Genomic DNA, 23,216 nt, shown 5'->3' with positions numbered 1-23,216 from the left:
ATTCTGGGTCCTCTCGAGATCGTCGACTAGTTCCTCGTAGAATCCCTCAGCGTAAAAGCTGAGCGGAATCGGCCAAACTCTTTGCGAAGTCGATCGCGGTCAGGGCAAGTCCGTTGTTATTGTCGTAAGTCAACTCGGCCACGTGACCCGCAGTAACGGCAGGGATTCGCTGCCAGGTTGGCGCTTCGACTTCCGGGGCATCGATGTTCTGCATGATAATTAGATCTGCGTCATTGAAAACGCTGATTGTCTCAGCGCTGTAGAACCAGTTCCCGTCACGCGGCGGCGTCGACGTATCCCGGACGAGCGTCATACCTAAGTCCTCGGCAACAGACGTGCAGAAGGTGTCACCCTGTAGCCAGTATTCCCCCTGCCAGGCACCGCCAATAGCTACTTTCTTTCCGTCCAGCAGCGAACCTATCTGGCGTCTGGACGCGTCGAGCTGCTGCTCGTACTGCAGCAGAACCTGGGAGGCCTCGTTCCCCCGCCCAATGCTGTGGAGTTGCTGCGTCATTACCTCGCGCCACCGGCTAGTCGGATCACCCTGGGCGACGACGAATGTGGGAGCCATATCGAAATTCAGCAGCCCGTGCTCACGGTAATGATCGAACCAGCCACTACCCACAACCAGCATGTCCGGATTGAAGCTCAGAATCGACTCCACATCCGGTTCTGTGTTAGTCCCTCCGATTCGTTCGACTCCGTCCGGCAGAAGGCCAGTGAGAAAACTGTCTTCATCCCAATTTGTCGCGACGATCGGGAAACCTGAGAGAATTGCAAAATCCAGCGCAGCGCGAGAGTCAAGCACGACAACACGCTTAGGGTGCAGCGGTAAAAGAGCACGGTAGTCGCCGAACTCGAATTCAATGCTGCCTTGCGAGGTGCTCTGGGAGCCGGGAGACGCGCCTCCACACGCTACTAGGGCACTCCCCGCAAACACGCTGAAAGCGCCAAGAAATCCGCGGCGAGAGAGCGTGTCTACCGGTCTTTGCCCTCCGCGGGACGCAGGAATTCGCTCGCGAACACGTACGGGCGCGACAATTGCCATAGCTTTCCTTATGTTTTTTGGGACTAATTTTCACAGCTGTGCAAGAACGGTTGCTTCAAGGTTGCGGAGCGCATCGATCGCTGCGCGATAATCGTTGACGTCGTACAGAGACCGGACGCCGTAGACCTGACCGGTCTGGGCGGCCGGTGTGGCCTGAAATGTTGGTTGTGCGAGAACTGCTTCGACCGCTGCAAGCGGCTCGCCTCGTCCACCGACGGGATGTACGACCAGTGTGACGTCGTCTATCACCGTGAAGTTCTCAGTTGAGTACGTGGTGTAGCTGTATTCAGTGCCGGTAGCGGCCGCCGCACGGCCAAACTCCACACCAATGGCCGCGAGCAGTGCGCCAGCTGCACTGTCAGGATGCTGCAGGGAAAATTCGCCCTCTCCGTGGCCAAATGACACTGAAGCCCAGGTATGCTCGCTGATCTTTCCCAGGTACTTCTCGGCGATTTCAGCGACAGTCCGCTCGTATTCGGCGCGGAGTCCGTTGAGCGCATCAGCTTGATTTAGCGAATCGGCAACACCGTCGAGGATCGTCATCCAATCAGCACGGGTATCAGCCGAGAAGACCGCAGTCGGCGCGATCCGGGAGAGTGAGGCAAAAACTCCCTCGTCGATCTCCATTGCGTTACCGATTATGAGGTCCGGCTGCAGGGCGGCGATGGCTTCTATTTCAAGGTCAGCCCAGCTCCCGATGACCGATACATTGGAGATAAATTCTTGCATGGCGGGTGAGAGCTGATCGAAGTTGCCCGAGTAGTCGTACACGCCGATTGGGCGAACGCCGATCGCATACATCTGAAATGGTATCCAGTAGGATGCAGCAATGACGCGCTGCGGGCTGCGGGGCACCTCGACTGGGCGGTAATGTGTTGTGATCGTGCGTGTCTCCGAGTTGCCGAGGCCATCGGTTGCGTCCGTAGTTGAGCACGCGGCAGCAGCTGCCAGGGTGGTCGCTGCCATACCGGTAAAGAAACTTCTCCGCGTCAAGTCACCAACGATCATGTCGAAGGCCACAGATTCGGTAATGCCTAGTGGTTGCAGGGTGCTTGCCGACACGGACGCTCCAATCATTATTTCGCTATCGCGTAGAACTTTAGCCCATTGCAGTAGGCAATGCTTACCTAACCTATTTCCTTCGCGCAGACCTACACTGTTTAGCTAACGCGGTGCAGAAACCGTTGCACCCGGTTGCCTGGTTGCGCGCAGCGCACGGGACGAGAACGCAACCACTCCGGCTATCGTCGCGACGACGATCGATGCCGCGATAGGCGCATATTCACTGACTTCATACAGCGCCGTGCCCGTCACCGGACCAATGACGAAAGTCAGCCCGGTTGTGGCAGTGATCAGCCCAGCTACGGCGCCTGCCTGGCGTTCATCGACGGCGAGTGTCGGGAGAACCGTGAATCCCGGAATGGCGAGCCCGAGTCCGAGCGCAAGAAACATGAAAGCCGCCGTGATAGCCCACAGCTGACCTGCGCCGAGCAGTAGCGCGAACGAGACGATTACGATCGGCGCCCCAACTCGAACGAGCCGTAACGCTGGCCAGCCTAGCCGTGGCACTAGCGCCGCCTGGGTGACGACGAGCACGACGCCCGTCAGAAACAGAGCGATTCCGACCGCGCCCGCGGTCTGTTCTGGGCCGAGAAGGAGCCGATCAGCGATCAGAAAGCCAATTACAACCTGGATAAGCGCCAAGGATAAGTACAGCAGAAATGCGATGCTAAGTGCAGCAAAGACTTTTGTGTCCCAGGGGCGGACACGGATTAGTGGTGTTGTATCGATTGACGTCGCGCGAACCTCTGGGCGCACACGTGCCGCGACCCACACACCCAGCAGTCCAAGAACGATCGGTGAAACTATCAGCGGTGCCATCAAAGACGCCGCAGCAAGTGCACCACCAGCTGCGGGCCCCAAGACCAGCGAGAGGCCTTGCGCAGCGCCTACGAATCCTACGGCCTTCGTGCGCTGTGCCTCATCACGCGCGGACGCTGTGGCTGCTGCGATGGCGACGACGGGCAGCGCGGCGATGCCCGTACCGAAGAAGATGCTTCGCGTGATGAGCATGACGGTCATCACCGTCGCGGGTTCGAGCGTCTGATCGAGGCCCGCGGAGACGGCGATTGCAAAGCCCGCCAGTCCGATTGTCGCGCATAATAATCCGGACGTGAGTACGACTGTCGGCCCGTACTTGTCGAGTGCCCGCCCCCATATCGGACTCGATACGGCGAGAGACAGCGCGGAGACCGAAACAACCAGACCCATCTGGGTTTCGGTGAGGGCGAGCGCACGCCCAAGCGGTGCAACGAGCGGCACCAACATTTGGTGTGCCGTGAATCCCGCGAGCAGAACGATCAGCAACCTGCGGAACGTGGGTGTCATGACGAGTTTCTCCCTGCGTAGGCGAGGCGTGCTCGAAGGCGTGGCAGCTCGACGAACGCGCCGTCAGTAAGACTGAGTGTTCTGTGTGCGTGGGAAGCGACAGCCTCGTCGTGGGTGATGTGGACGACGGCCATGTTTTCGCGGGATTGCAGTTCAGCAATGAGAGCGAGTATCGCTGCTTGCGTGTCAGCGTCGAGCGCGGCGGTCACCTCGTCACAGACCAAGACGCGCGGCCGGGCTGCGAGCGCACGAGCAAGGACGACTCGCTGCCGCTGTCCCCCGGATAGCTCGCCAGGCAGCCGGTGGATCACCGAATCTGGGAGGGCAACAGCCTCGAGCAATCGGGCTAGCTGTTCCTCTGAGGCCCGAACACCGTGCAGCGTCCAAAACGGCCGTGCGAGCGCTGTCCGCACGCTTTGCTGTGGATGTAGTGCCTCAGCGGGACTCTGCGAGACGAGCTGGACTGCGGCCTTCTGCAGCTTGCTTCGGTCTTGAACGCGCCACGGGACCGGACTGCCATCGGACAAGCTCAAAACGCCGTCGACGGGAATGTGCAAGCCAGCGAGGCACCGTGCAAAAGTGCTCTTTCCACTGCCTGAGCGGCCGATGAGCGCGATGCTTTCACCTTGCCTGATCACGAGGGACTGCCGCGTGAAGAGCGGTTCATCACGTCGATGAGCAGCCGATACTTCGCTGACGGTGAGGGCTTCGGGCCTGCGGACCATGCTCCGGTTTGGTGTCAGCACTGAACGGGGCTGTGGCCCTGCGCCGACGATGACCCGGCCCGCGGAGACGTGATACCGACGGTCGGCGATCGCATCGACCGCGGTGTGATCATGGCTGATGAGAAGCATCGCGACGCCCGAATCGCGCACCCTCCGCAGCAGGTCAAGTATGCCTCGCTGGGACGCGGGATCAAGCGCGGTAAGCGGCTCGTCAAGCACGAGGACAGCTGGCTCGGCGGCGAGCGCGGCAGCGATGAGTACGCGTTGCTGCTGGCCGCCTGATAGCTCATGCGGATACCGTTTGGCGAGCTGCGCCGACATGCCGACTTTGTCGAGCAGGAGTGCGACAGCCTCTCTTTGACCGCGACGCGAAGGACGGAAGCGCATCGCACCGAGCAGGGTGGCGCTCACACGCGCGTACGGATTGAGCGCCGGACCTGGGTCTTGCGGTACGTATCCAATGGTCTCCCCGCGCAGCCACCGTGGTGGTGCCGGAAGAACGTTCTCACCACGCACCAGGAGGCTCCCGGCACTCACATGCAGACCCGGAGAGATGTGGCCGAGCGTAGCGAGTGCGATGGTCGACTTTCCGGAACCCGAGGGCCCTGTGAGCGCGACACATTCACCCGGACTGACGGTGAGTGTCACGCCTCTGAGGATCGGTCCTTCGGATGACGTGATGTTCAGGTCGCGCATATCGATTATGTGGTTCACGCGAGCACTCCCCGCGCGCCGTGGAGCGACCGGTCCGCGATGAGATTCACCGTTACGGTGATCACTGCTATCGCAGTGAGGGGGGCGATAACAGCCCATGGCTGAAGGGCAGCCCCAGGCAACATATCTGCGATGAGCCTGCCCCAGTTGTCGGGCCCTGCAGTAACTCCGAGGAAGCCCGCCGCTGCGACGACGTAGAGAGCTGCGACGAAACGAATGCCGAGGTCGGCCGCCACCGTGCCCGCGATCAGTGGCAAGACTTCGCGGCCTGCCAGCCAGTGCCACTTCTCCCCTCTTGCTATCGCGTTCTCAACGTGGCTGCGTCCGGTGGTTTGGACCGCGGCTGCGCGGATCACGCGTGCCGACAGCGGTGCCGTAACGATGATCGCCGCAAGTATCAGGCCCGCCCGGCCCGGCATCGCGGTGAGCACGAGCAGCATCAGGACTATCGGCGGTACTGCCGCCACCGCGTCAACGGGCCGCATGAGCAAAGATTCGAGACAGCGCCGCCCAGTGGCCGACAATGCAGCGGTCAGCCCGATCACGGCGCCAGCGGTGGTGCCCCCAAGTGCGGCTAGCGCGCTAGTCGCGATCACAGACGATCCACCGTGCAGCATTCGTGAGGTGACATCACGCCCAAGATGGTCAGTCCCGAGAAGCCCAGACTCGCCCGGCGGACTGTAGGCGGGCCCTGCGGTGACGTCTGGAGCGTGCGGTGCCAGCGCGGGGCCCGCGAGTACGAGGAGTACTACAGCTGCGAGCAACGTCAGGGCAGCATATCGAGCTTTCACGTGACGAGTCCCGTTCTGAGACGCGGCGTCATGAGGAGTACCGCGATGTCGCCGAGTGTGAGCGCAGCGAGCATCACTGCGGCGAGGAGCAGTGTCAGCGCCTGAACAACTGGCAGGTCCCCTGTCACTGTCGCCTGCACGAGGGTGTCACCGATCCCCGGGTAGCTGAAAACACGCTCAACGAGTACTGCACCGCCCACGAGTGCCACTCCGGTGAGGAGCCAGACCTGAATTGCCGTGGGCAGAACAGCGGGAAGCACTGCGGTACGGAGGATCCGCTTTTCTCGCGCACCGGTCAGCCGCATGTACTCGACGCTGCGTGACTGGTACGCCGCTACCGAGTTGGCCCTGATCACGCGCGTCGCGTAAGCAAGACCCACCAGGAACAACGTGGCAACGGGCAGCACAAGCGCTGCGGGGTGCTGCAGCGGCGAGCTGCCCGCGGGAATGAGCGAGACGGCAGGAAAGAGCGGCCACGCGATCGCAAACACGGCGATAAGCCCTGTGGCGGTAAGGAATTCGGGTATTGATACCAGTACAAGTGCGGTAGCCGAGATGCCGCGGTCCGTGCCGGAGTTCCGGTAGCGGGCAGCTAGCACACCCAGCACCAGAGAGGCGGGTACAAGAAACACCATTGCTAGTCCCGCTAGCAGAAGCGAGTTGCCCATGCGCTCGGCGAGCATGTCGGCGACCGGAGTGCCCGTGATCGAGTGCCCCCACTGGCCTTGCATCAGGCCGAATGCCCATTCGCCGTACCGGGTAAGGGCGGGCTGGTCGAGCCCCAGGGCTGCTCGCGCCGCGTCGATCTGATCGGGCGACGCGGTAGGCCCCAGTCTCGCTACAACTGGGTCTCCTGGCAGCGCATGACCGCCTGCGAACACCACCACGCTCAACAGTGCCAACAGTAGAAGGTTGAGTGCGGCACGCCGCAGCAGCAGGCGATAGATCATGGGTCCGTCCTAGAGGCGTGGCTACCCACTTCAAAGTGACAACTATTTCCAATAGAGTGGCGTTCAGTGTAGGTCGCGAGCCCCTCGCGGTATAGCTTGAACTATGTTCAAGACATTAGGATACCCTACTAAGGATGGCACATGGTCATGAATAGGCGTGACGCCCTGAAGCTTGCCGGGCTGACGCTAGGTGCTGCGAGTACAACGGCCCTCCTCAGCGCGTGCGGAGCGGCAACGTCCACGGGCAACGGGAGGGCCACAAACGCGGCAGCGGACGGAAGCCGCGCAACGTTTCGTGCGGTCTTCACCGGCGCAGGAGCTGGGGAAACGCTCGATCCCTACGCCACCGCAGCCCCTGCCGACTTCGTCCGCAACGACGTCGTTTACGAGAACTTGTTCGTCCTCGGCGAGGGCGACGTGCTGCCCGCCTTGGCGCGCGACGCGGCCATCAGCCCCGACGCCCGCAGCTTCATCCTCAACCTCCGCGACGATGTGCGCTGGCATGACGGCAGCCCATTCACCGCGGCAGATGTCAAATACAGCTTCGAATTTATGAGCTCGCCCGAGCGCCTTTACCCCAGCGAACTGCAGGCGTACCTCGATATGACCGGCATCGAAATACGCGGTGAACATAGCGTTTGGGTGCCGACGCTGCAACCGCTCGGTGACCCGGCGACGATGCTCGCTGCGTTCCCCGCAAAAATGGTGAAGGCCGGCACCAGCGCGTTCACTCTAGAGAGCGCGATTGGAACTGGGCCGTTTCGTATCACGGACTTTGCGGCGGGCAGAGAAACTGTACTCACGCGGTTCGACGAATACTGGGGTGGCGCGGCACCGAGCGATGAGATCCGCATTCTGAGTGTCACGGACGCGCAAGCGAAGGTGAATTCCCTCATCTCAGGACAGGCAGACTACACAAGTGATATCCCCTATACGGCTGCGCGAGCCGGTATCTCGGCGAGCGATGTCGAACTCGGTGCTGCCGGATCCCTCCACCGAACCTCCATGGGGTTCGTGCTTAACACCACGCGTCCGCCGTTCGACGACCCCCGCGTGCGCCGAGCGGCGCGGCTCGCCCTCGACCGGCAAAGCCTCGTTGACACTGTCTTCCTCGGCTACGGCGTACCCGGCAACGACCTGGTGTGTGCGGGTGCTCCCTACTTCTCGGACCGAGATCCGCTGGCGCGCAACGTTGACGAAGCGCGCAGGCTCGTGCGTGCTGCCGGCGCCGAGAACGCAACGGTGACGATCCGTACGGCCGAATGGGAGAACGGCTTTAACGCCAGCAGCGAACTCGCCTGCGAACAGTGGCGTGAGATCGGGCTGTCGGCCCGACCGCAGGAAGTCGGGCTGGCTGAGTTCTATGAATCGGATGGCCTTGCAGCGGCCAATGGCGTGGCGTTCTCCGCGCCGCCCGCCCCGCTGGCGGTACTGTACGGCCGACTCAACGCCCACCACCCTGCAATGGCCTTCGCCGACGCTGCCTACCGCGAAGCGCTGGGAGCAGCGATGGCCGCGACGGAAGACGCCGAGCGGCGCCGTCACTGGAACACAGTGCAGGACAGGATGTTCGAGGACGGCAACACCGTGATCTGGGGCCTGGGTGACACGCTGAGCCTGGCGCGTTCGACCGTGAAGGGACTCGAAACCCGGGGCCACGCCAAGTACCCCTACCTAGGAAGAGCTCACCATGCCTGATCCTGAAAATCGTACTGAGTCACCCGTTATTACACCCGGAGCGCTCGGCAGGTTAATGCGCCCGGTGCGAGGCACCTTGATCGCTGGTGGCGTTCTGGCAGCGTTATCGGCTGTTGCTTCGGTGTTCCCGTTCATCGCAGTCGCCGAAATTGGGCGTGCGCTCATTACACACGGAACCGGCAATTCGAGCGCAGTATGGATCTGGGCGATTGTTGGCGTTGCTGCAGCGTTAGCCCGGCTCCTTCTGTACGGGACCGCGACGCAGATGTGTCATTACGCGGACGCAGAGTTCCGTTATGCGACACGCGCACGGCTATCGCGACACCTCGGAGCGCTGCCACTTGGCTGGTTCCGCAGAAACGGCTCAGCGACAGTGGCGAAGGCGGTGTCGCAAGACGTCAAGAGAATGCACGTGATCATCGCGCACACTATTGGTGACGTCACCTCCGCGGTGATAGCCCCGCTCACAGCGGTGGTCTACATGGCCATCATCGACTGGCGGTTCACACTGATGGTCGTTGGCTATGTGATCGTCGTTTTTCTGGCCGTGATGCCCATGATGCAGCGCGTTTACGAACTGTACATGGACGATTATGACCGGGCGCTTTCCGAACTCGCAGATGCGACAGTCGAACTCGCTGACGGTATCGAGGTTGTGAAGACATACGGTGAACGCAGCCATGGGATGAAACGATTCGATAGTGCCGCTGACCGGCTCACCAAGATCGGTCTGCTGTGGATGTCGGCGACCGGGCGTGGCATCAACGCGATGAACTTCCTGTTCTCTCCCGCGATGCTCATCGTCTGGATCACCGCCGTGGGTATGACTTTCATATCAATGGGGTGGATGAACGTCGCTGACGTGCTCCCGTTCCTCGCTGTGGGTGTCGGTTTGCCGACCGGGATATTACTGCTCGGCCAGCTCCTGGGGGCGATCCGGACAGCAAAGGTTGCCGCGACCAGCGTGGACCGTGTGCTTTCTGAACCCTCACTTCCTGTACCCGCGAAACCGAAGCCGCTCGGTGGATATGACGTTCACTTCGACGGTGTGACCTTTGCGTACGACGAGGGTGCCACGGTGCTCCGGAACGTCAGCTTGCGGCTGCGACCAGGGACGGTCACTGCGCTAGTAGGGCCTTCCGGATCTGGGAAGTCGACTGTCGCCGCGCTGATTCCGCGGTTCTGGGACGTCACTGCAGGTGCAGTCCGGATAGGCGGGACCGACATTCGCGACATCGCTCCGGCTGAGTTGCTCGCCAGCATAGCGACGGTTTTCCAGGACGTCGTCGTTCTGCGAGAAACGATCACTGACAACATCCGGCTAGGCCGCCCCTCGGCTAGCGCTGCTGAGGTCGAAGCCGCGGCACGAGCTGCCAACATCCACGAGCGCATCATTGAGCTGCCCGCGGGATACGACACTGTGATCGGCGATCAAGTCGTGCTATCAGGCGGCGAGAAGCAACGGCTGACGATAGCGCGAGCATTATTGCAAGACGCTCCGATCGTCATCCTCGACGAGGCCACTGCTCACGCCGACCCCGAGAACGAAACCAAAATCCAGGAAGCGCTTTCCGTGCTGGCACGCGGCCGCACAGTCCTCGTGATAGCGCACCGACTGCGCACGATCAGCGAGGCTGACCAGATCGTGGTGCTGCACGACGGTGCCGTCACTGAAACGGGCACCCACGTCGAGCTGCTTCGAACTGGCGGACTCTATGCGCACTTGTGGCGTACACAGGAAGAAGGTGTACCGGCATGATCAGCCAGACAGAACGAATCCTTGGCGAGTCCACGGGCATGCGGGGGCAGATCGCAGGCTACGCCATTGCCGGCGTCGCTCAGGGCCTCGTCTTTGCTGCGCTTATTCCGCTCCTCAGTGCACTGGTCGACGGTCAACTCGAACGCGCCTGGCTTTGGCTCGCGCTCGCTGCTGCAGGGGCACTGGTCTCCGGGATTGCGCTCATGGTGACCTCGCACAAGGGCTACTACGTGGGGATCGAACGCGTGACGGACGCCCTGATGCGCCGCATCGCCAAGCATGTGATGCAGCTTCCCCTCGGCTGGTTCAGCGCTCGCCGCGCCGGCGAACTCTCCTCAGTCATGTCGACGTCACTGCAGAACGCCATGAATGTTCCGGTGGCGTTTCTGCAGCAGCTCGTGATCGCGGTAACGACGCCGGTCACGGTTGGTGTGGTCATTCTTTTCGTCGACTGGCGCCTCGCTCTTGCGATGGCAGCGGCCGGACCGCTGGCGTGGATACTGTACCGACGGGTTCAGCGGCGCACAGCGCCGGAACATGCTGCCGAAGGCGCCGCCCACGCAGCAGTCACCGCACGCATCGTCGAATTCGCACAGGCACAGCCTGTGCTGCGGGCCGCAGGCCGTACCGAAGAAGGCTGGACGACACTCGAGCGCGAACTCGACGCTGACCGGGCAGCTACACGCCGCAGTCTTAATCGGGGTCAGCGTCCCCTAGCGGATTACATGCTGGTGATCGAAGCTGGATTAGCTGTGGTCGTCATCCTGTCGGTGTACCTCGTTCTCGGCGGCGAAATCGGTGTTGGCGAGACGGTTGGCGCTCTCCTTCTTACTGTGCGATTTACGGAACCACTCACCCACGTCGCGGCGTACGGCAACGGCATTCAGCTCGCACGCGCCGCGCTCGATGAGGTCAGCGAAATCCTTAGGGCCGAGCCACTGCCCGAGCCGCACAGTCCACAGCAACCGCACGACGGAAGCATCGAGTTCCGCAACGTCACATTCGGCTATGACGCCACAACAGTCCTGCGGAATGTGTCCTTCACGTGTAAGCCGGGAAGTCTCACCGCGCTGGTCGGACCATCCGGCTCCGGTAAATCGACGGTGCTTCGATTAATAGCGCGCTTCTGGGACGTTTCTGACGGATCTGTCGTGGTGGGCCGTCAAGACGTACGCGACCTCCCCGCCGCCACCCTCATGCGGGAGATCTCCATGGTTTTCCAGGACGTGTATCTCTTCGATGGCACAATCGCGGACAACATCCGGATGGGAAATCCCACCGCGTCTGACGCTGACGTTGCCGCCGTCGTGACCCAGGCCCGCCTTGATGAGGTGGTCGATCGACTGCCGGACGGTCTCGAGACCCGTGTGGGAGAGGGCGGATCACGGCTGTCAGGTGGTGAACGTCAGCGCGTATCGATCGCACGCGCCCTGCTGAAAAACACTCCAATTGTCCTGCTGGATGAGGCGACCGCTGCGCTCGACGCGGACAACGAGGCGGCAGTCACCGCGGCATTGGCGGAACTAGCGCGCGAACGTACCGTCGTCGTCATCGCGCACCGGCTGCCGACAATCATGGCCGCCGACCAGATCGTCGTGCTTGAGCGTGGCGCGGTACTCGATGTCGGCTCTCATGATGATCTACTGAACCGCAATGGCCTCTATCAGCGGCTATGGGAACAACGGCGGGACGCGTCCGGCTGGCGGATTACCCAAGATCGTTAGATGCGGATGGCTGATGCAGCAGCGAAGCAACGCCGTCCAGCGCCCGGTCTAGGGTGAACTCAAAGAACTCGTCGAAGTACCGTGATGGGCCGTCTGGCTGCTGTCCGATCTCATACACCAGGCGGCCCATTTCCGCTAAGCCGGGAAGGTCCGCACGCTCCCGGTAAGAGCTGAAAACCTCGCTACCGCGCATGCGCACTTCCACAGCGGCGTCACGATCATCTTGGTGGGCAATGAACAGAGAAACCTGAGTGAGCAGGTAGTTATAGACGAACACGCTGCGATCGCCGAAGCCGCCCGCGCGCAGCCTGCGAACGCCCTTATCGATGATGGCCAGCGCCGAGGGAACAGTCGGCCCGTGGACCGCCAGCCTGCGCGCGACTCCCGGGTACCGCCGTAAAACCCTGCGCATGTCCGAAAGAAGCTCCGCAAACCAGGCACGCCACGTGAGATCGTCACCGGGCACGCGGACTTGCGCTACAACACGCTCAATAACCTCGGCGACAACGGCTTCGCGGTCCCCCACATGGTGATAGATCACCGCCGGGTAGGCGTTCAGCACTGCGGAGAGCTGACGGAGGGTCCAGTCCTCGACGCCACACTCCGCCGTCAGTTCGCACGCGGCATCCACGATCATCGCGGGTGTTATCGCTGGAAGCCCTGCTGCTGGACGGGAGCGCCGTTTCCGCCCGCTGTTTGCCTGGACCATATTTTCACGCTACCGGGCGCGACGGCTATCGGTGAGAAGGATACCTCCCGCGTGCTGGTGCGTCTCCTTATTCTGCGGAGACAGCTACTGAACTGCCAACGTAGGCAGGGTTTTCGGCAGCGTCGGCGATCACGGTGGCGACGTCCGCTCGTGGTACCACCCATGACGCCACCTCACCGGCAGTGGACACATGGCGATTCCCACTCGATGGCTGGTCGTTGAGGTGGACGGGCTGAACGATCACCCAGTCGAGAGCGCTTGCCCGCACAATGGATTCCTGTTTCTCGTGGTCGGCGACCTGTGGCTTGATGAGCAGTTCATAGAACAGCCGGTCCACCCACCGCAACCTGCCGGCCGTCTCACCAGCCCCATATGTGCTCTGCACAATCAGTCGCGAAACGCCACTAGTGCGCATCGCTTCGATGAGGATGCGTGTGCCGCGGGAACGTACGTCGGGCGCGGAGTTCTTCGGTCCGAGCAAGCGCACCCTCACGGGGTTCTCACTGATTCCGAGGGTCACGACAACTGCATCCTGACCTTGTACTGCATCCCGCACACACGACGGATCGGTGACGTCGCCGTCGATGGTGCGAAGCGATCCGTTGGCACTGAGGTATGTGAGGGCGCTCGCGTGCCGGGCGAGCGCCGTAACGGCATGGCCGCGTGCCAGCAATTCTGTGACGACAGCACGTCCCGAACCGCCTGTTGCGCCAGCTACCAGTATTTTCATGTCAGTCGACCTCCATGTGCTTCGCCGGCTGTAGCGCCGACAACTATTCGATACGTCCACGCTATGTATCCCCTGCAGGATGATCTATGACCTGTACTCTGTTAACTATGTCCGTTCGTCCAGTATCGGTAGAGCCTTGGACGCCGCAGGATGCTCTCGCTGAGGCGCTGTACCTGCTGCGGATGCGCGGCGTTTTCTACTCGCACACGGAAGCAACCGCACCATGGGCGCTCGAGATGCCGCCATTCGATGGCTGCTTGAGTTTTCACGTGGTCACAGAGGGCGGCTGCTGGCTGGAGACGGAGCAGACAACCGAGTACCTCCGCGCCGGTGACCTCGCATTGGTGCCTCACGGCCGGGGGCATATCCTGCGCAGCCAGCCGAACGTCGCTCTCACTGGACGAGTTGACCAGCTTCCCCAACTGATGGTCAGCGACCACTATTCGATCCTGCGCTGCGGCGGAGGAGGGGCGCGCACGACCCTGATCTGCGGTGTCGTCAGTTTCCACCAGCCGACCGTCAACCGGCTCCTGGCAGTTCTCCCACCGGTAATTCATATCGACGCGTCACACGAACGAGGCGCGCGCGTCCGAGATGTGCTTGATTTGATGGCTGCGGAGCTGCGGCATCTGCGTCCTGGTGGTGAAGCAGTTACGACCAGGCTTGCCGATATTCTCGTAATTGAAGCAATCAGGTCCTGGCTCGCGACCAACACTGACTCACGGCCCGGATGGCTTGGCGCACTGACCGATCCGCAACTCGGGCCGGTTATCGCTGCGATACATCGCTCGCCGGGCGCACCGTGGACTGTGGAATCGCTCGCCCGGAACGCCGCGATGTCGCGCTCAGCTTTCGCGGCTCGATTCACTGAAGTCGTCGGTGATTCGCCAATGCAATATGTGACGCGTTGCCGCATGGAAACCGCACAGTCACTTCTGCTGCACGAAAATGCCACGGTGGCCGCTGTGGCAGCAAAGCTCGGATACCAGTCCGAGGCGTCGTTCAGCCGGGCGTTCACCAAAATGACGGGACGCTCACCAGGTGCTGTGCGGCGACTCGGGATCGCCTAGCTGCGGCGGTCCAGGTCTCCCTCTCACTCTTGCGCTTACATAGGCCAGAAACAGACCGCTAAATGGGGAAAATTGTCGCTGAGAGGTGGGCAGCCGCTGTTGTGCTTTGCGCCGTACCCGAACTCAAGCGCTCGAAGCGCTGGGGCGATGTAGCCGGAGTATGTGGCACCATCGAACTATGCGCCCTACTGCTTCCAGGCTGGATGAACTGCGCCGCGCTGCGCTGACCGGCGGCCGGCGCGCCGCTGGGCGGTATGCCCGACGCCTCGGTTCGCGCGGCACGATCACGATGGCCGAGGTCCGTGCAATGCGCGTCATGCTCGAGCGTTATATGACCCGGCCTGATTTGCGTGCCGACCCGGCCACTAAGGCCGAGCAAGTCCGCGTGCGCTTCAAGGACGGTCAGGTGCGTGGTGAGTGGGTGGAGCGCCCCGGCGCTGGCCCCCGCGATGGTGCTGTCCTGCTATATATCCATGGCGGCGGATTCGTGGTCGGATCGCCTCTGTCGCACCGGGGGCTTACCAGCGAAATGTCGGCCCGTACAAAGCGGCCGGTCTTCTCGGTGGATTACCGCAGGGCCCCGGAACACCCCTACCCGGCTGCTGTCGACGACGTGTTGCGCGCGTACGCATGGCTCATCGATTCCGGACTCAGTGCCCAGCAGATTGTTGTGTGCGGAGACTCCGCCGGTGGGCATCTGGCGTTAGGTCTGCCGCCGCGAGCCGATCGGGCGGGTTTGCCAGTCCCCGCGGGTGTCGTCGCCCTATCCCCCGTGGTGGACCCCACGATGGCCATGAGCCGCCGCTGGCTCACCAGCAACCACCCGAAAGCGCCTGCGTATTTCACCGACGCTGGCCGGGCGCTGATGGAACCGCACTGGCGTGGCGTCGCGCCATCCGATCCGGAGCTACTACTGACGAACGACGACCTGACGGTCATGCCACCGGTGCTTGTGCAAGCTAGCGACGCCGAGTTGCTGACCGGAGACGCCGAGCACTACATCGAAAACCTGAACGCGGCCGGCGGGAACGGAAAGCTAAGCCTGTACCACCGCAGGATCCACGTTTTCCAGGTGGCGCACAGGGTATCGCGGACCGCATCCCAAGCGCTCGATGAAATAGCCCGCTTTGTCGACGATGTCAGCGCACCGCACCGGGCAGGCGCTTAACACGTCCGATGTTAAACGAACAGTCATACGGCCGCGTCTCAGTCTTGGTGGCCGCGAACGGCGGAGTCGTCCCCTACGGAAACTCAGTTGTTGTGCGTGGATCTGAGCGAACGCTTGTGATCGACCCGTCACTTGCGCTCCAAAAGGATCCAGTCGGCGCGGATCTCGTACTCATCAGTCACGGCCACGAGGACCATCTCGCGGGATTACGGCACTTCAATGCGCCGACTTTCGCGCATCACCTCGACGTGCCGTCCGTCGCATCCCTCGACACGATGCTAGTGCAGTACGGTCTGGGCGCTGCCGAGCGAGCTCAAGTCGAACACGTGATGCTCAACGAGTACGGGATTCCTCCTACTCGTGATGGCGTCACCGGAATTGGCGACGGCCAGGTATTCGACCTCGGTGACTGCACAGCGACCGTCATTCACCTGCCAGGCCACACTCCAGGCCACTGTGGCGTTCTGGTCGAGCCCGACGGGTTCCTGTACGTCGCTGACATCGATCTCACCTCATTCGGCCCGATGTACGGTGATCTCGGCAGCAGTGTCGACGATTTCCTCGCTTCAATCGACCGTGTGGCAGCCATGGAAGCGCGGTGGTACGGGACATTTCACCACAAGGGAGTGATCGAGGGTAGCGGCGAGTTCCGCGAACGCCTGGGGTTTTACCGCGACAAACTGCTGAGCCGGGAAGATCGTCTGCTGGATTTCCTCGCGGAGCCCCGCACACTGGATGCGATCGTGACCCACCGTCTGGTGTATCGGCCACATGTCTCGGCGCCTTATGTTGACGCGGTCGAACGCCGGACCGCGGAGCTTCACCTCGAACGGCTCGTCTCCGCAGGCCTCGTGATTAACTCAGAGAATGGATCGTTCCGGCGGGCATAGCGACAACTACTCCGACGCTTCAGGGCCGTCTGGCCAGGCCGATTTTGTTCCAGACTACGTCGGCGAAGCTGACGTTTCGCGCACTCAGCTCGCGCAGCTCGTGATCATCGCACTAGTGCTGAGCTTCCCCTTCCTGAAGATCCTCTACGTCACCGAAAGCCCAGCTATCACTGGCGAGGTCATCAGGCTGCATGGTCCCTCCGGATGGGTCAATCTGCTGATCGACAATGTGTTGCGTTACCCCCTTCTATTTCTCATACTTTTCGTCCTTATCAGCAATTCGCGGTTGTTCGAATTTCTCGGGGACGCTTCCCGCCGCATGCTTACTCAGCAAAAGGTGGCGAAAAAGCAGCGCTACCGCTTCGCGGATGTTTTTAGCGACCTCGCGCGGCCTGTGATCGGGTTTCTGTGGGCCCTGGCGCTGTTTGGTCCGTGGTGGGCGGTGGCCACGGCGATCGCGACGCTGGTGTATCGCTTACCGGACGAGCTTCACCTGCTGCGAAACGTGGTTCGGGTACGGAACGGTCAGCAACCTCTGCCGCCTGATCGCCGGGTGAGGCTGGCCAATACGGCCATTCTCGCAGTGAGCGCTTACTTCATCCTGCCGGTAGCGGTCGTGTACCCGGTGCTGGACGGCGAGGCGTGGCAGTCGGTGCGACTCTGCGAGGTGGCATCGGTGCTACAGGGCGACCATCAAGCCCGGCTCGTGGAGATCCATCGTGGCGGCTCTGGGATCACTACAGCCTGGGAGATCGGAACCGCGAATATCGTCAGCGGAACCGGTTGCGTGGACTCGCCGTACAAGGTCCGCGATGCCCCGTGGGAATAAGGCTGATGCGGCTGTCGGCTATTGCCCTGAACTGTGCACAAGATACGGATCGGCCCCGGCAGCACGGTGTGCTCCCGGGGCCGAAGTACGCCCGTTTTGACGTCCCGCGTTAGTGACTGGCGTGAGCCTGCTCGAGTTCGTGGTGGATGGTTTCGACTTTGTCTTTGGCGTCGCCGAAGAGCATGGCGGTGTTTTCCCGGTAGAAGAGCGGGTTTTGTACGCCTGCGTAGCCGGATGCCATGGACCGTTTGAACACGATGACGTTGCGGGCGTTCCACACGTTGAGGACCGGCATGCCCGCGATCGGGCTCGAGGGGTCTTCGGCGGCGGCGGGGTTGACGGTGTCGTTCGCCCCGATGACGAGCACGACGTCGGTGTCACCGAAGTCCTCGTTGATTTCGTCCATTTCCAGCACGATGTCGTACGGCACCTTCGCCTCCGCGAGGAGCACGTTCATGTGGCCGGGCAGCCGTCCCGCGACGGGGTGGATCCCGAAACGGACCTCGACACCGTGGTTACGGAGTTTACGGGTCAGTTCCGCGACCGCGTACTGCGCTTGCGCTACGGCCATGCCGTATCCGGGAGTGATGATCACCGTGCGGGCAGCCGCGAGGATATCCGCAGCCTGATCCGCGGTGACTTCCCGGTGCTCACCGTAATCAGTGTCCGACGAAGGACCAGCCTCGATCCCGTAGCCACCGGCGATGACGGAGATGAACGAGCGGTTCATGCCCTTGCACATGATGTACGAGAGGTACGCACCGGACGCGCCAACGAGGGCACCGACGATGATGAGCAGATCGTTGCGCAGCAAGAAACCCAGCGCGGCCGCGGCCCAGCCGGAGTAGCTGTTAAGCATCGACACCACCACGGGCATGTCCCCGCCGCCGATGGAGGCGACCAGGTGCCAGCCGAGCAGCAGCGCGAGCACGGTGATCGTGATCAGGATCCACAGTTGCGGGTCAATCACGAACCACGCGGTCAGCACCACGAACGCGGCGAGCGCACCCAGGTTCAGGAAGTTTTTACCGGGCAGCACCAGCGGGGTCGACTTGACCCGCGCGGACAGTTTCAGGAACGCCACAATCGAACCGGTGAGGGTGACCGCGCCGATGAACACGCTGATGGTGACCTCGGCGGCGTGGATGCCAAGCAAATCCAGTTCGGCGAGTTCGGCAGCGTACGGTCCGGTGGGATCGGCCTCGACCTGGAAATACCGGTTCCAGCCGACGAACACCGCAGCCAGACCGACGAAACTGTGCAGCAGCGCGATCAGTTCCGGCATCCCGGTCATCTGCACCACCCGGGCACGCCACAGTCCGATCGCAGCACCGATCAGCACGACGGTCACTAGCAGCACCACTGTGGTGACACTGATGCCGTCATCAAAGGCCAGCGCGAGCGTCGCGGCCAAAGCCACAGCCATGCCGAGCGCGCCGAACGTGTTGCCCGCTCGCGCGGTTTCATGCCTGGACAATCCCGCCAGCGCGAGGATGAACAGCAGGGCCGCGATCACATAGGCCGCCGCAGCGGCAGTAGACAGGGTGAGCACGCGAATCAGCTCCTCGAGAACATGGCGAGCATGCGGCGCGTCACCGCGAAGCCACCGAAAATGTTGATGCTGGCCAGCAGAATCGCTGCGAGCGCGAGCGTGGTGACAACCGGTTTACCCACCCCGACCTGCAACAGCGCACCCACAATGATGATGCTCGAAATCGCATTGGTCACCGACATCAGCGGGGTATGCAGCGCATGATGCACATGCCCGATCACATAAAACCCGACCACGATCGCCAACGCGAACACAATCAGATGCCCCTGCAGTGCTGCCGGAGCCGCCGCAATCAGCGCGAACAGCACCGCCGCGGCCGCAGCGACCACACCGATCCGCTTGCCCTGCGACATCGGTTCCTTCGCCACCGGCGCGGCCACCTCAGCCGCCGCAGCCGCTGGGGCGGCAGATACCTGAACTGGCGGTGGTGGCCACGTGCACTCGCCGTCTTTAACCACCGTCATCGAACGGATCACCACATCATCGAAATCGACGACGAGCTGCCCGTCCTTGCCCGGGGTCATCAGCTTCAAAAGGTTAACCAGGTTCTGGCCGTACAGCTGTGACGCCTGCGCGGGGAGCCGGCCAGGCAAATCCGTGTACCCCAGAATGGTCACCCCGTTATCGGTGACCACCCGCTCACCTGCGACGGTGCCCTCGACGTTGCCGCCGTTCGCCGCGGCCATATCTACAATCACCGAACCCGGCTTCATCGACGCGACCATCTCGGCGGTGATGATCCGCGGCGCCGGGCGCCCAGGAATCAGCGCTGTAGTGATGATGATGTCCGCCTCGCGGGACTGCGCTGTATACAGCTGCACTTCCCGGGCCTTGTAATCATCACCCATCTCTTTGGCATATCCCGTGGCGGAGACCTCGGCCTCCGGGTTCTCGATCGCGAGGTATTCACCACCGAGAGACGCGACCTGATCAGCGACCTCCGGGCGCGGATCCGTTGCGCGCACGACCGCGCCCATCGAGCCTGCCGTACCGATCGCGGCCAGACCCGCCACGCCAGCGCCCACAATCAGCACCCGGGCTGGCGGGACCTTTCCCGCCGCGGTGACCTGACCCGTGAAAAACCGGCCGAACTCGTGTGCCGCCTCGACGACCGCGCGATACCCCGCGATGTTCGCCATCGACGACAACACATCCAGCGACTGCGCCCGTGAGATCCGCGGCACCGCATCCATCGACAACGCCGTAAGCGGCCTCTGCGACAAATCCTGCACCAGCGACTCATCAAACCGCGCGTTGAGCGTACTGATCAACGTGACCCCGGACTTCAACGCACCCAGCTGTTCCGCAGACGGCGCGTTCACTCCCAGCACCACGTCAGCCTCAGCAACTGACCCAATCGACGCACCAGCATCCGCGTACGCCACATCCGAAAAAGTTGACAGCTCACCCGCACCAGGCTCGACAACCACGTCGTACCCGAGCTTCATCAGCTGCCCCACAGTCGCAGGCGTCGCCGCCACACGCGTCTCGCCGGGACCAACCTCCCGCAGGACACCAACAATCATGAAGAAACTCCCTAGGTGGACAGGTGTATTAGGCTACATTCCCGTAATGTCGGCAATGCCGTGTGCTTGCTGTACCGGCGCTTCGACGACCGCTGCGGCGGGTGTTTTAGCAGGTGATATGTTATCCGGCTCGAGATTTGTGCGACGCATCACACACTCTGCAGATAACCGCCTATTTCCATATCCCGAGAACTCGTCAGAACTGCAGCGCAGCGGGGTCGCGCGTACCTACGCTTCGTGATGTTGACACCCGCCCTCCGCGTGTACATGTCACAGAACGCCGCGTGCCATGCCCAGCCGTCTACTTCAATGGCAACACGCTGCGTATCGAACGCGACATCGATTTCGAAACCGCAGGCACGGACATGCGGTTTCCACCCGGTTATCCCCGCTTCGCGGAGCAGACGGTGCAGCAAGCGCTCGCCTTCTGACGCACCGCCGCTTCTGGCAGTTTTCAGTAACTTCGCAGCGGTCTTGCTTCCCCGGCGCCCTTTGTTCCGCTCATGCGCCGAGTCGAGTTCGCCCAGGGTCACTATCCGTTGCTGTAGTGCACGATCGACCACTGCTGCATCGTCGAGCAAAACCGCGGCTTCGATGACAGTCAGTGGCAGCGCAGTTAGCGGAAGATGGCGGTGCATCGTGAGGTCCGCGGTGTGCAGGTCGCGGTGCCGTACCTGCACACCCCGCCGGCGGACGGGTGAAGTCGAGCGCGGAGTGGTCACCCAATGCCGGCTAGGACGAGCAACGTCCAATCCCAGCCACCACGCAGCACTGGGGCCATAAGCTGCAGCGGCCGGACCGGCGCAGTACACCGCAGCCCGAAGTCGGGCAGCGTCGGTGAGCCGGTGATCCGATCTCAGATACACGCCTCTTTCGAGTCGGCGCCATTCTCCTGAAGAGACACGGCGTGAGACGGCTGATTGACTCATACCGGCTGAGATTGCCTGCTGCAGGGTGATCACGCCGTCCTGCGGGCCATAGTTTTATTAACGAGTCTCGGCGTCACAGCAATCTATGACGGCACGATTTGCCAGACGGTTCCCTCGCGCCGACTTGTGACGATCACGCCCGGGTTCCGGGTGTGATCGTCACAAAAACTCCCGATAGAGCCAACCGGCCGTCAGTCAGCGACGTAGCGCAGCATCAATGCGGTATTGAAGTGCCTCGTCTCGGCCAATCGGAGCTGGATGCGATTGTCTAGCGGTGGGAAGAGCGGTGTGCCGCCGCCTAGCACCACGGGCGAGACGAATAGCTGGTACTCGTCGATCAGCCCGTGTGGCATCAATGAGGCCGCGAGGCTCGCGCCGCCAACTTCCATGACGCCATCGCCTCCGGACTTGAGCTTGCGGACTTCCTCGACCGCGTTCTCATTGACCAGGGTGCTGTTCCAGTGGACCTCGGTGAGCGTGTGGGAGAAGACGACCTTAGGCTTCGCCGTCCAGAGCCTGCCGAACTCGCGCTCGATTTGCGACGCGTTCTCAGGCACATGCGGCCAGTACTCCGCCATGAGCTCGTACAGTCGGCGGCCGTGCAGCGAAATCTCGATCTCGCGGTATCTGTCGTTGTGGAACTGGTGTAGTTCCTCATCCGGAACAGTCCAGTCGATGCTGCTGTCGCGGTCGTTGATGTAGCCATCCAGGGACGCGCCGATCGCGTAGACCAGTTTCCTCATGAGCGGTAGACCTCCTACGCGCTCGAGGTTAATCGGCGTCAATCCGAGTTAAACCAGAGTGAGCCTATTCAGCGATTTTTTTCAGAGCCAGGCGGTATCCGGACGACGACCCGAGTGCCCGTCCCAGGGCTCGAGACGACATCAAAACTGCCGCCCCAGCTTTCGACCCGCAGATATTGCGACGCGATTCCGATGTGTCCTTCGGCGACTCTATGAGAAAGAATAGTTGGGTCGAAGCCCACCCCATCATCTGTGATGGTGAGTGTGATCTCCTCCGCCGTCGCGGAGAGCTCGACCTCGACGTTACTCGCGTGTGCATGCTTGTTGATATTGGCCAGCGATTCGCGCGCCACCCTGTACAGCAGGGACTCACAGCCGGGGCGGCTGACATCAGTCAGGCGCATGCGAAGTTCATAGCCGCCGCGGCGCGCGTATTGTTCGGCGAGTTCACGCAGCGCGGGTGTCAGGCCGAGCTGGGCAAGAACCTGAGGGTGCAAGCTGGTCACCGTTGATCGCAGCTGCGCGGCTGTCTCGCGAAGCGTTGACTCGGCTGCGGCAACGGAAGGGTCAGCGTGCTTTTCGAGAGCTTCCTCCAGGTCCATGCGGGCCGCGAGGATGTTTTGCAGCGGGCCGTCATGCAGTGCTTCTGCGAGCCGCTGACGTTCACGCTCCTCCGTCCCCATCGACTGGGTAACGAGCTGCTCGCGCGTCTCCAGTAACGCGGCCACCGTCGCGGAACGACGGACAAGCACAAACGAGAGCCCTGTCGTCGCCGCCGCCAGCCACAGGAGGAACCCGAAGTACAGGTACACCTCAATGTGCAAGTCGACGTCGTCATCGCGGACCACGAAAAGAAGCCACACGGCCAGGTACCCGACTGCCACGCCGACGCCCAATGTCGCGGTCAGGCCGGGCCGGTACAGAAACGCGACCGCGACTGGCAGCAGAAAGAAAACTGGAAGGAGCAGCGATGTTGCTCCGCCCGAGGCTGCACATAGAGTAAGCAGCGCAAGCAGATCAAACACTGTCGAGGACCAGCCCGCCCACTGGCCGATGGGACGTTTGAACACCCACCACAGCCACCCGGCAGCAGCAGCGCCGTACGCGACGAGAAGTCCTTGAAACAGGAACGGAAGCCAATGGTCGCGCACCGGGATGACAGGTCCAAGCAGCGCGATCAACGCAACCAAGGGCAACCGCAGCACTGCCGTGACCTGGACGGCTTCTTTCACGTAGCGCTCGATTACCTGGTCTTGGTACCGGCTGAACAATG

20 protein-coding genes and 1 pseudogene are annotated in these 23,216 nt (G+C 62.1%); 7 read left to right on the top strand and 14 right to left on the bottom strand.

Going from position 1 to position 23,216, the window contains the following annotated elements; all coding sequences use genetic code 11:
- Positions 1-46: 46 nt before the first annotated feature.
- From FHU29_RS07250 to FHU29_RS07225, 6 genes are all read right to left on the bottom strand, one after another.
- Positions 47-808 carry an ABC transporter substrate-binding protein gene (locus FHU29_RS07250; protein WP_183377489.1) on the bottom strand — a complete coding sequence of 254 codons (762 nt, stop codon included), beginning with the start codon at positions 806-808 and terminating at the stop codon, positions 47-49.
- Between the two features lie 270 nt (positions 809-1,078).
- Positions 1,079-2,110 (bottom strand): ABC transporter substrate-binding protein, encoded by a 1,032-nt coding sequence (locus FHU29_RS07245; protein ID WP_183377488.1) that lies wholly within the window; start codon positions 2,108-2,110, stop codon positions 1,079-1,081.
- A 102-nt stretch (positions 2,111-2,212) separates the two neighbouring features.
- Complete coding sequence (locus FHU29_RS07240; RefSeq protein WP_064442150.1) at positions 2,213-3,436, bottom strand: MFS transporter; 1,224 nt, start codon at positions 3,434-3,436, stop codon at positions 2,213-2,215.
- Positions 3,433-4,875, bottom strand: a complete 1,443-nt coding sequence (locus tag FHU29_RS07235; protein WP_064442151.1) for an ABC transporter ATP-binding protein — start codon at positions 4,873-4,875, stop codon at positions 3,433-3,435. The genes FHU29_RS07240 and FHU29_RS07235 overlap by 4 nt, the downstream gene beginning before the upstream one ends.
- Positions 4,872-5,666 (bottom strand): ABC transporter permease, encoded by a 795-nt coding sequence (locus tag FHU29_RS07230; protein ID WP_198156563.1) that lies wholly within the window; start codon positions 5,664-5,666, stop codon positions 4,872-4,874. The genes FHU29_RS07235 and FHU29_RS07230 overlap by 4 nt, the downstream gene beginning before the upstream one ends.
- The gene (locus tag FHU29_RS07225; RefSeq protein ID WP_064442152.1) at positions 5,663-6,616 is read right to left on the bottom strand and encodes an ABC transporter permease; all 954 of its coding nucleotides are present in this window, start codon (positions 6,614-6,616) and stop codon (positions 5,663-5,665) included. Before FHU29_RS07225 ends, FHU29_RS07230 begins: the two co-directional genes overlap by 4 nt.
- Positions 6,617-6,757: 141 nt before the next feature.
- Between FHU29_RS07225 and FHU29_RS07220 the strand changes: the two genes are divergently transcribed.
- The 3 genes from FHU29_RS07220 to FHU29_RS07210 are packed head-to-tail and all read left to right on the top strand — an operon-like array spanning position 6,758 to position 11,797.
- The gene (locus FHU29_RS07220) at positions 6,758-8,314 is read left to right on the top strand and encodes an ABC transporter substrate-binding protein (protein WP_064442153.1); all 1,557 of its coding nucleotides are present in this window, start codon (positions 6,758-6,760) and stop codon (positions 8,312-8,314) included.
- Positions 8,307-10,073: an ABC transporter ATP-binding protein gene (locus tag FHU29_RS07215; RefSeq protein WP_232323060.1), complete on the top strand. Its 1,767-nt coding sequence runs from the start codon at positions 8,307-8,309 to the stop codon at positions 10,071-10,073. The genes FHU29_RS07220 and FHU29_RS07215 overlap by 8 nt, the downstream gene beginning before the upstream one ends.
- A complete protein-coding gene (locus FHU29_RS07210; protein WP_064442154.1) occupies positions 10,070-11,797 on the top strand; it encodes an ABC transporter ATP-binding protein in 1,728 nt (575 codons plus the stop codon). The genes FHU29_RS07215 and FHU29_RS07210 overlap by 4 nt, the downstream gene beginning before the upstream one ends.
- On the opposite strand, the gene FHU29_RS07205 is transcribed toward FHU29_RS07210, so the two are convergent.
- Positions 11,781-12,506, bottom strand: coding sequence for a TetR/AcrR family transcriptional regulator (locus FHU29_RS07205; protein WP_064442155.1), 726 nt, complete (start codon positions 12,504-12,506; stop codon positions 11,781-11,783). The two genes, FHU29_RS07210 and FHU29_RS07205, sit on opposite strands and share 17 nt — an antisense overlap.
- 67 nt (positions 12,507-12,573) lie before the next feature.
- Positions 12,574-13,236: an NAD(P)-dependent oxidoreductase gene (locus FHU29_RS07200; protein WP_064442156.1), complete on the bottom strand. Its 663-nt coding sequence runs from the start codon at positions 13,234-13,236 to the stop codon at positions 12,574-12,576.
- A 107-nt stretch (positions 13,237-13,343) separates the two neighbouring features.
- Between FHU29_RS07200 and FHU29_RS07195 the strand changes: the two genes are divergently transcribed.
- The 4 genes from FHU29_RS07195 to FHU29_RS07180 all read left to right on the top strand — a co-directional run bounded on the left by FHU29_RS07195 (position 13,344) and on the right by FHU29_RS07180 (position 17,193).
- The gene (locus FHU29_RS07195; RefSeq protein WP_064442157.1) at positions 13,344-14,306 is read left to right on the top strand and encodes an AraC family transcriptional regulator; all 963 of its coding nucleotides are present in this window, start codon (positions 13,344-13,346) and stop codon (positions 14,304-14,306) included.
- Positions 14,307-14,484: 178 nt separating this feature from the next.
- Positions 14,485-15,474 carry an alpha/beta hydrolase gene (locus FHU29_RS07190; RefSeq protein WP_064442158.1) on the top strand — a complete coding sequence of 330 codons (990 nt, stop codon included), beginning with the start codon at positions 14,485-14,487 and terminating at the stop codon, positions 15,472-15,474.
- An 8-nt stretch (positions 15,475-15,482) separates the two neighbouring features.
- Positions 15,483-16,364, top strand: coding sequence for an MBL fold metallo-hydrolase (locus tag FHU29_RS07185; RefSeq protein ID WP_064442159.1), 882 nt, complete (start codon positions 15,483-15,485; stop codon positions 16,362-16,364).
- Positions 16,342-17,193: a hypothetical protein gene (locus FHU29_RS07180; protein ID WP_064442160.1), complete on the top strand. Its 852-nt coding sequence runs from the start codon at positions 16,342-16,344 to the stop codon at positions 17,191-17,193. The genes FHU29_RS07185 and FHU29_RS07180 overlap by 23 nt, the downstream gene beginning before the upstream one ends.
- Positions 17,194-17,302: 109 nt before the next feature.
- Here FHU29_RS07180 and pntB read toward each other — a convergent pair whose 3' ends face one another.
- From pntB to FHU29_RS07155, 6 genes and pseudogenes are all read right to left on the bottom strand, one after another.
- The gene (gene pntB / locus FHU29_RS07175; protein WP_064442161.1) at positions 17,303-18,745 is read right to left on the bottom strand and encodes a Re/Si-specific NAD(P)(+) transhydrogenase subunit beta; all 1,443 of its coding nucleotides are present in this window, start codon (positions 18,743-18,745) and stop codon (positions 17,303-17,305) included.
- 5 nt (positions 18,746-18,750) lie between these two features.
- Positions 18,751-20,271 carry a Re/Si-specific NAD(P)(+) transhydrogenase subunit alpha gene (locus FHU29_RS07170; RefSeq protein WP_064442162.1) on the bottom strand — a complete coding sequence of 507 codons (1,521 nt, stop codon included), beginning with the start codon at positions 20,269-20,271 and terminating at the stop codon, positions 18,751-18,753.
- Between the two features lie 149 nt (positions 20,272-20,420).
- Complete coding sequence (locus FHU29_RS23100; protein WP_232323069.1) at positions 20,421-20,993, bottom strand: hypothetical protein; 573 nt, start codon at positions 20,991-20,993, stop codon at positions 20,421-20,423.
- A 147-nt stretch (positions 20,994-21,140) separates the two neighbouring features.
- Positions 21,141-21,233 (bottom strand): annotated as a pseudogene (locus FHU29_RS23095) (type IV toxin-antitoxin system AbiEi family antitoxin domain-containing protein); the annotation flags it as partial.
- 158 nt (positions 21,234-21,391) lie between these two features.
- Positions 21,392-21,943, bottom strand: a complete 552-nt coding sequence (locus FHU29_RS07160) for a dihydrofolate reductase family protein (RefSeq protein WP_064442164.1) — start codon at positions 21,941-21,943, stop codon at positions 21,392-21,394.
- A gap of 68 nt (positions 21,944-22,011) precedes the next feature.
- Positions 22,012-23,214 carry a sensor histidine kinase gene (locus FHU29_RS07155; protein ID WP_064442165.1) on the bottom strand — a complete coding sequence of 401 codons (1,203 nt, stop codon included), beginning with the start codon at positions 23,212-23,214 and terminating at the stop codon, positions 22,012-22,014.
- Between the last annotated feature and the right edge of the window lie 2 nt (positions 23,215-23,216).

It is taken from the genome of Hoyosella altamirensis (genome assembly GCF_014191505.1).
Classification (GTDB): Bacteria; Actinomycetota; Actinomycetes; order Mycobacteriales; family Mycobacteriaceae; genus Hoyosella; species Hoyosella altamirensis.
Note: the sequence above shows the minus strand (reverse complement) of the source record. Positions and strands in the feature narration are given on the sequence as shown.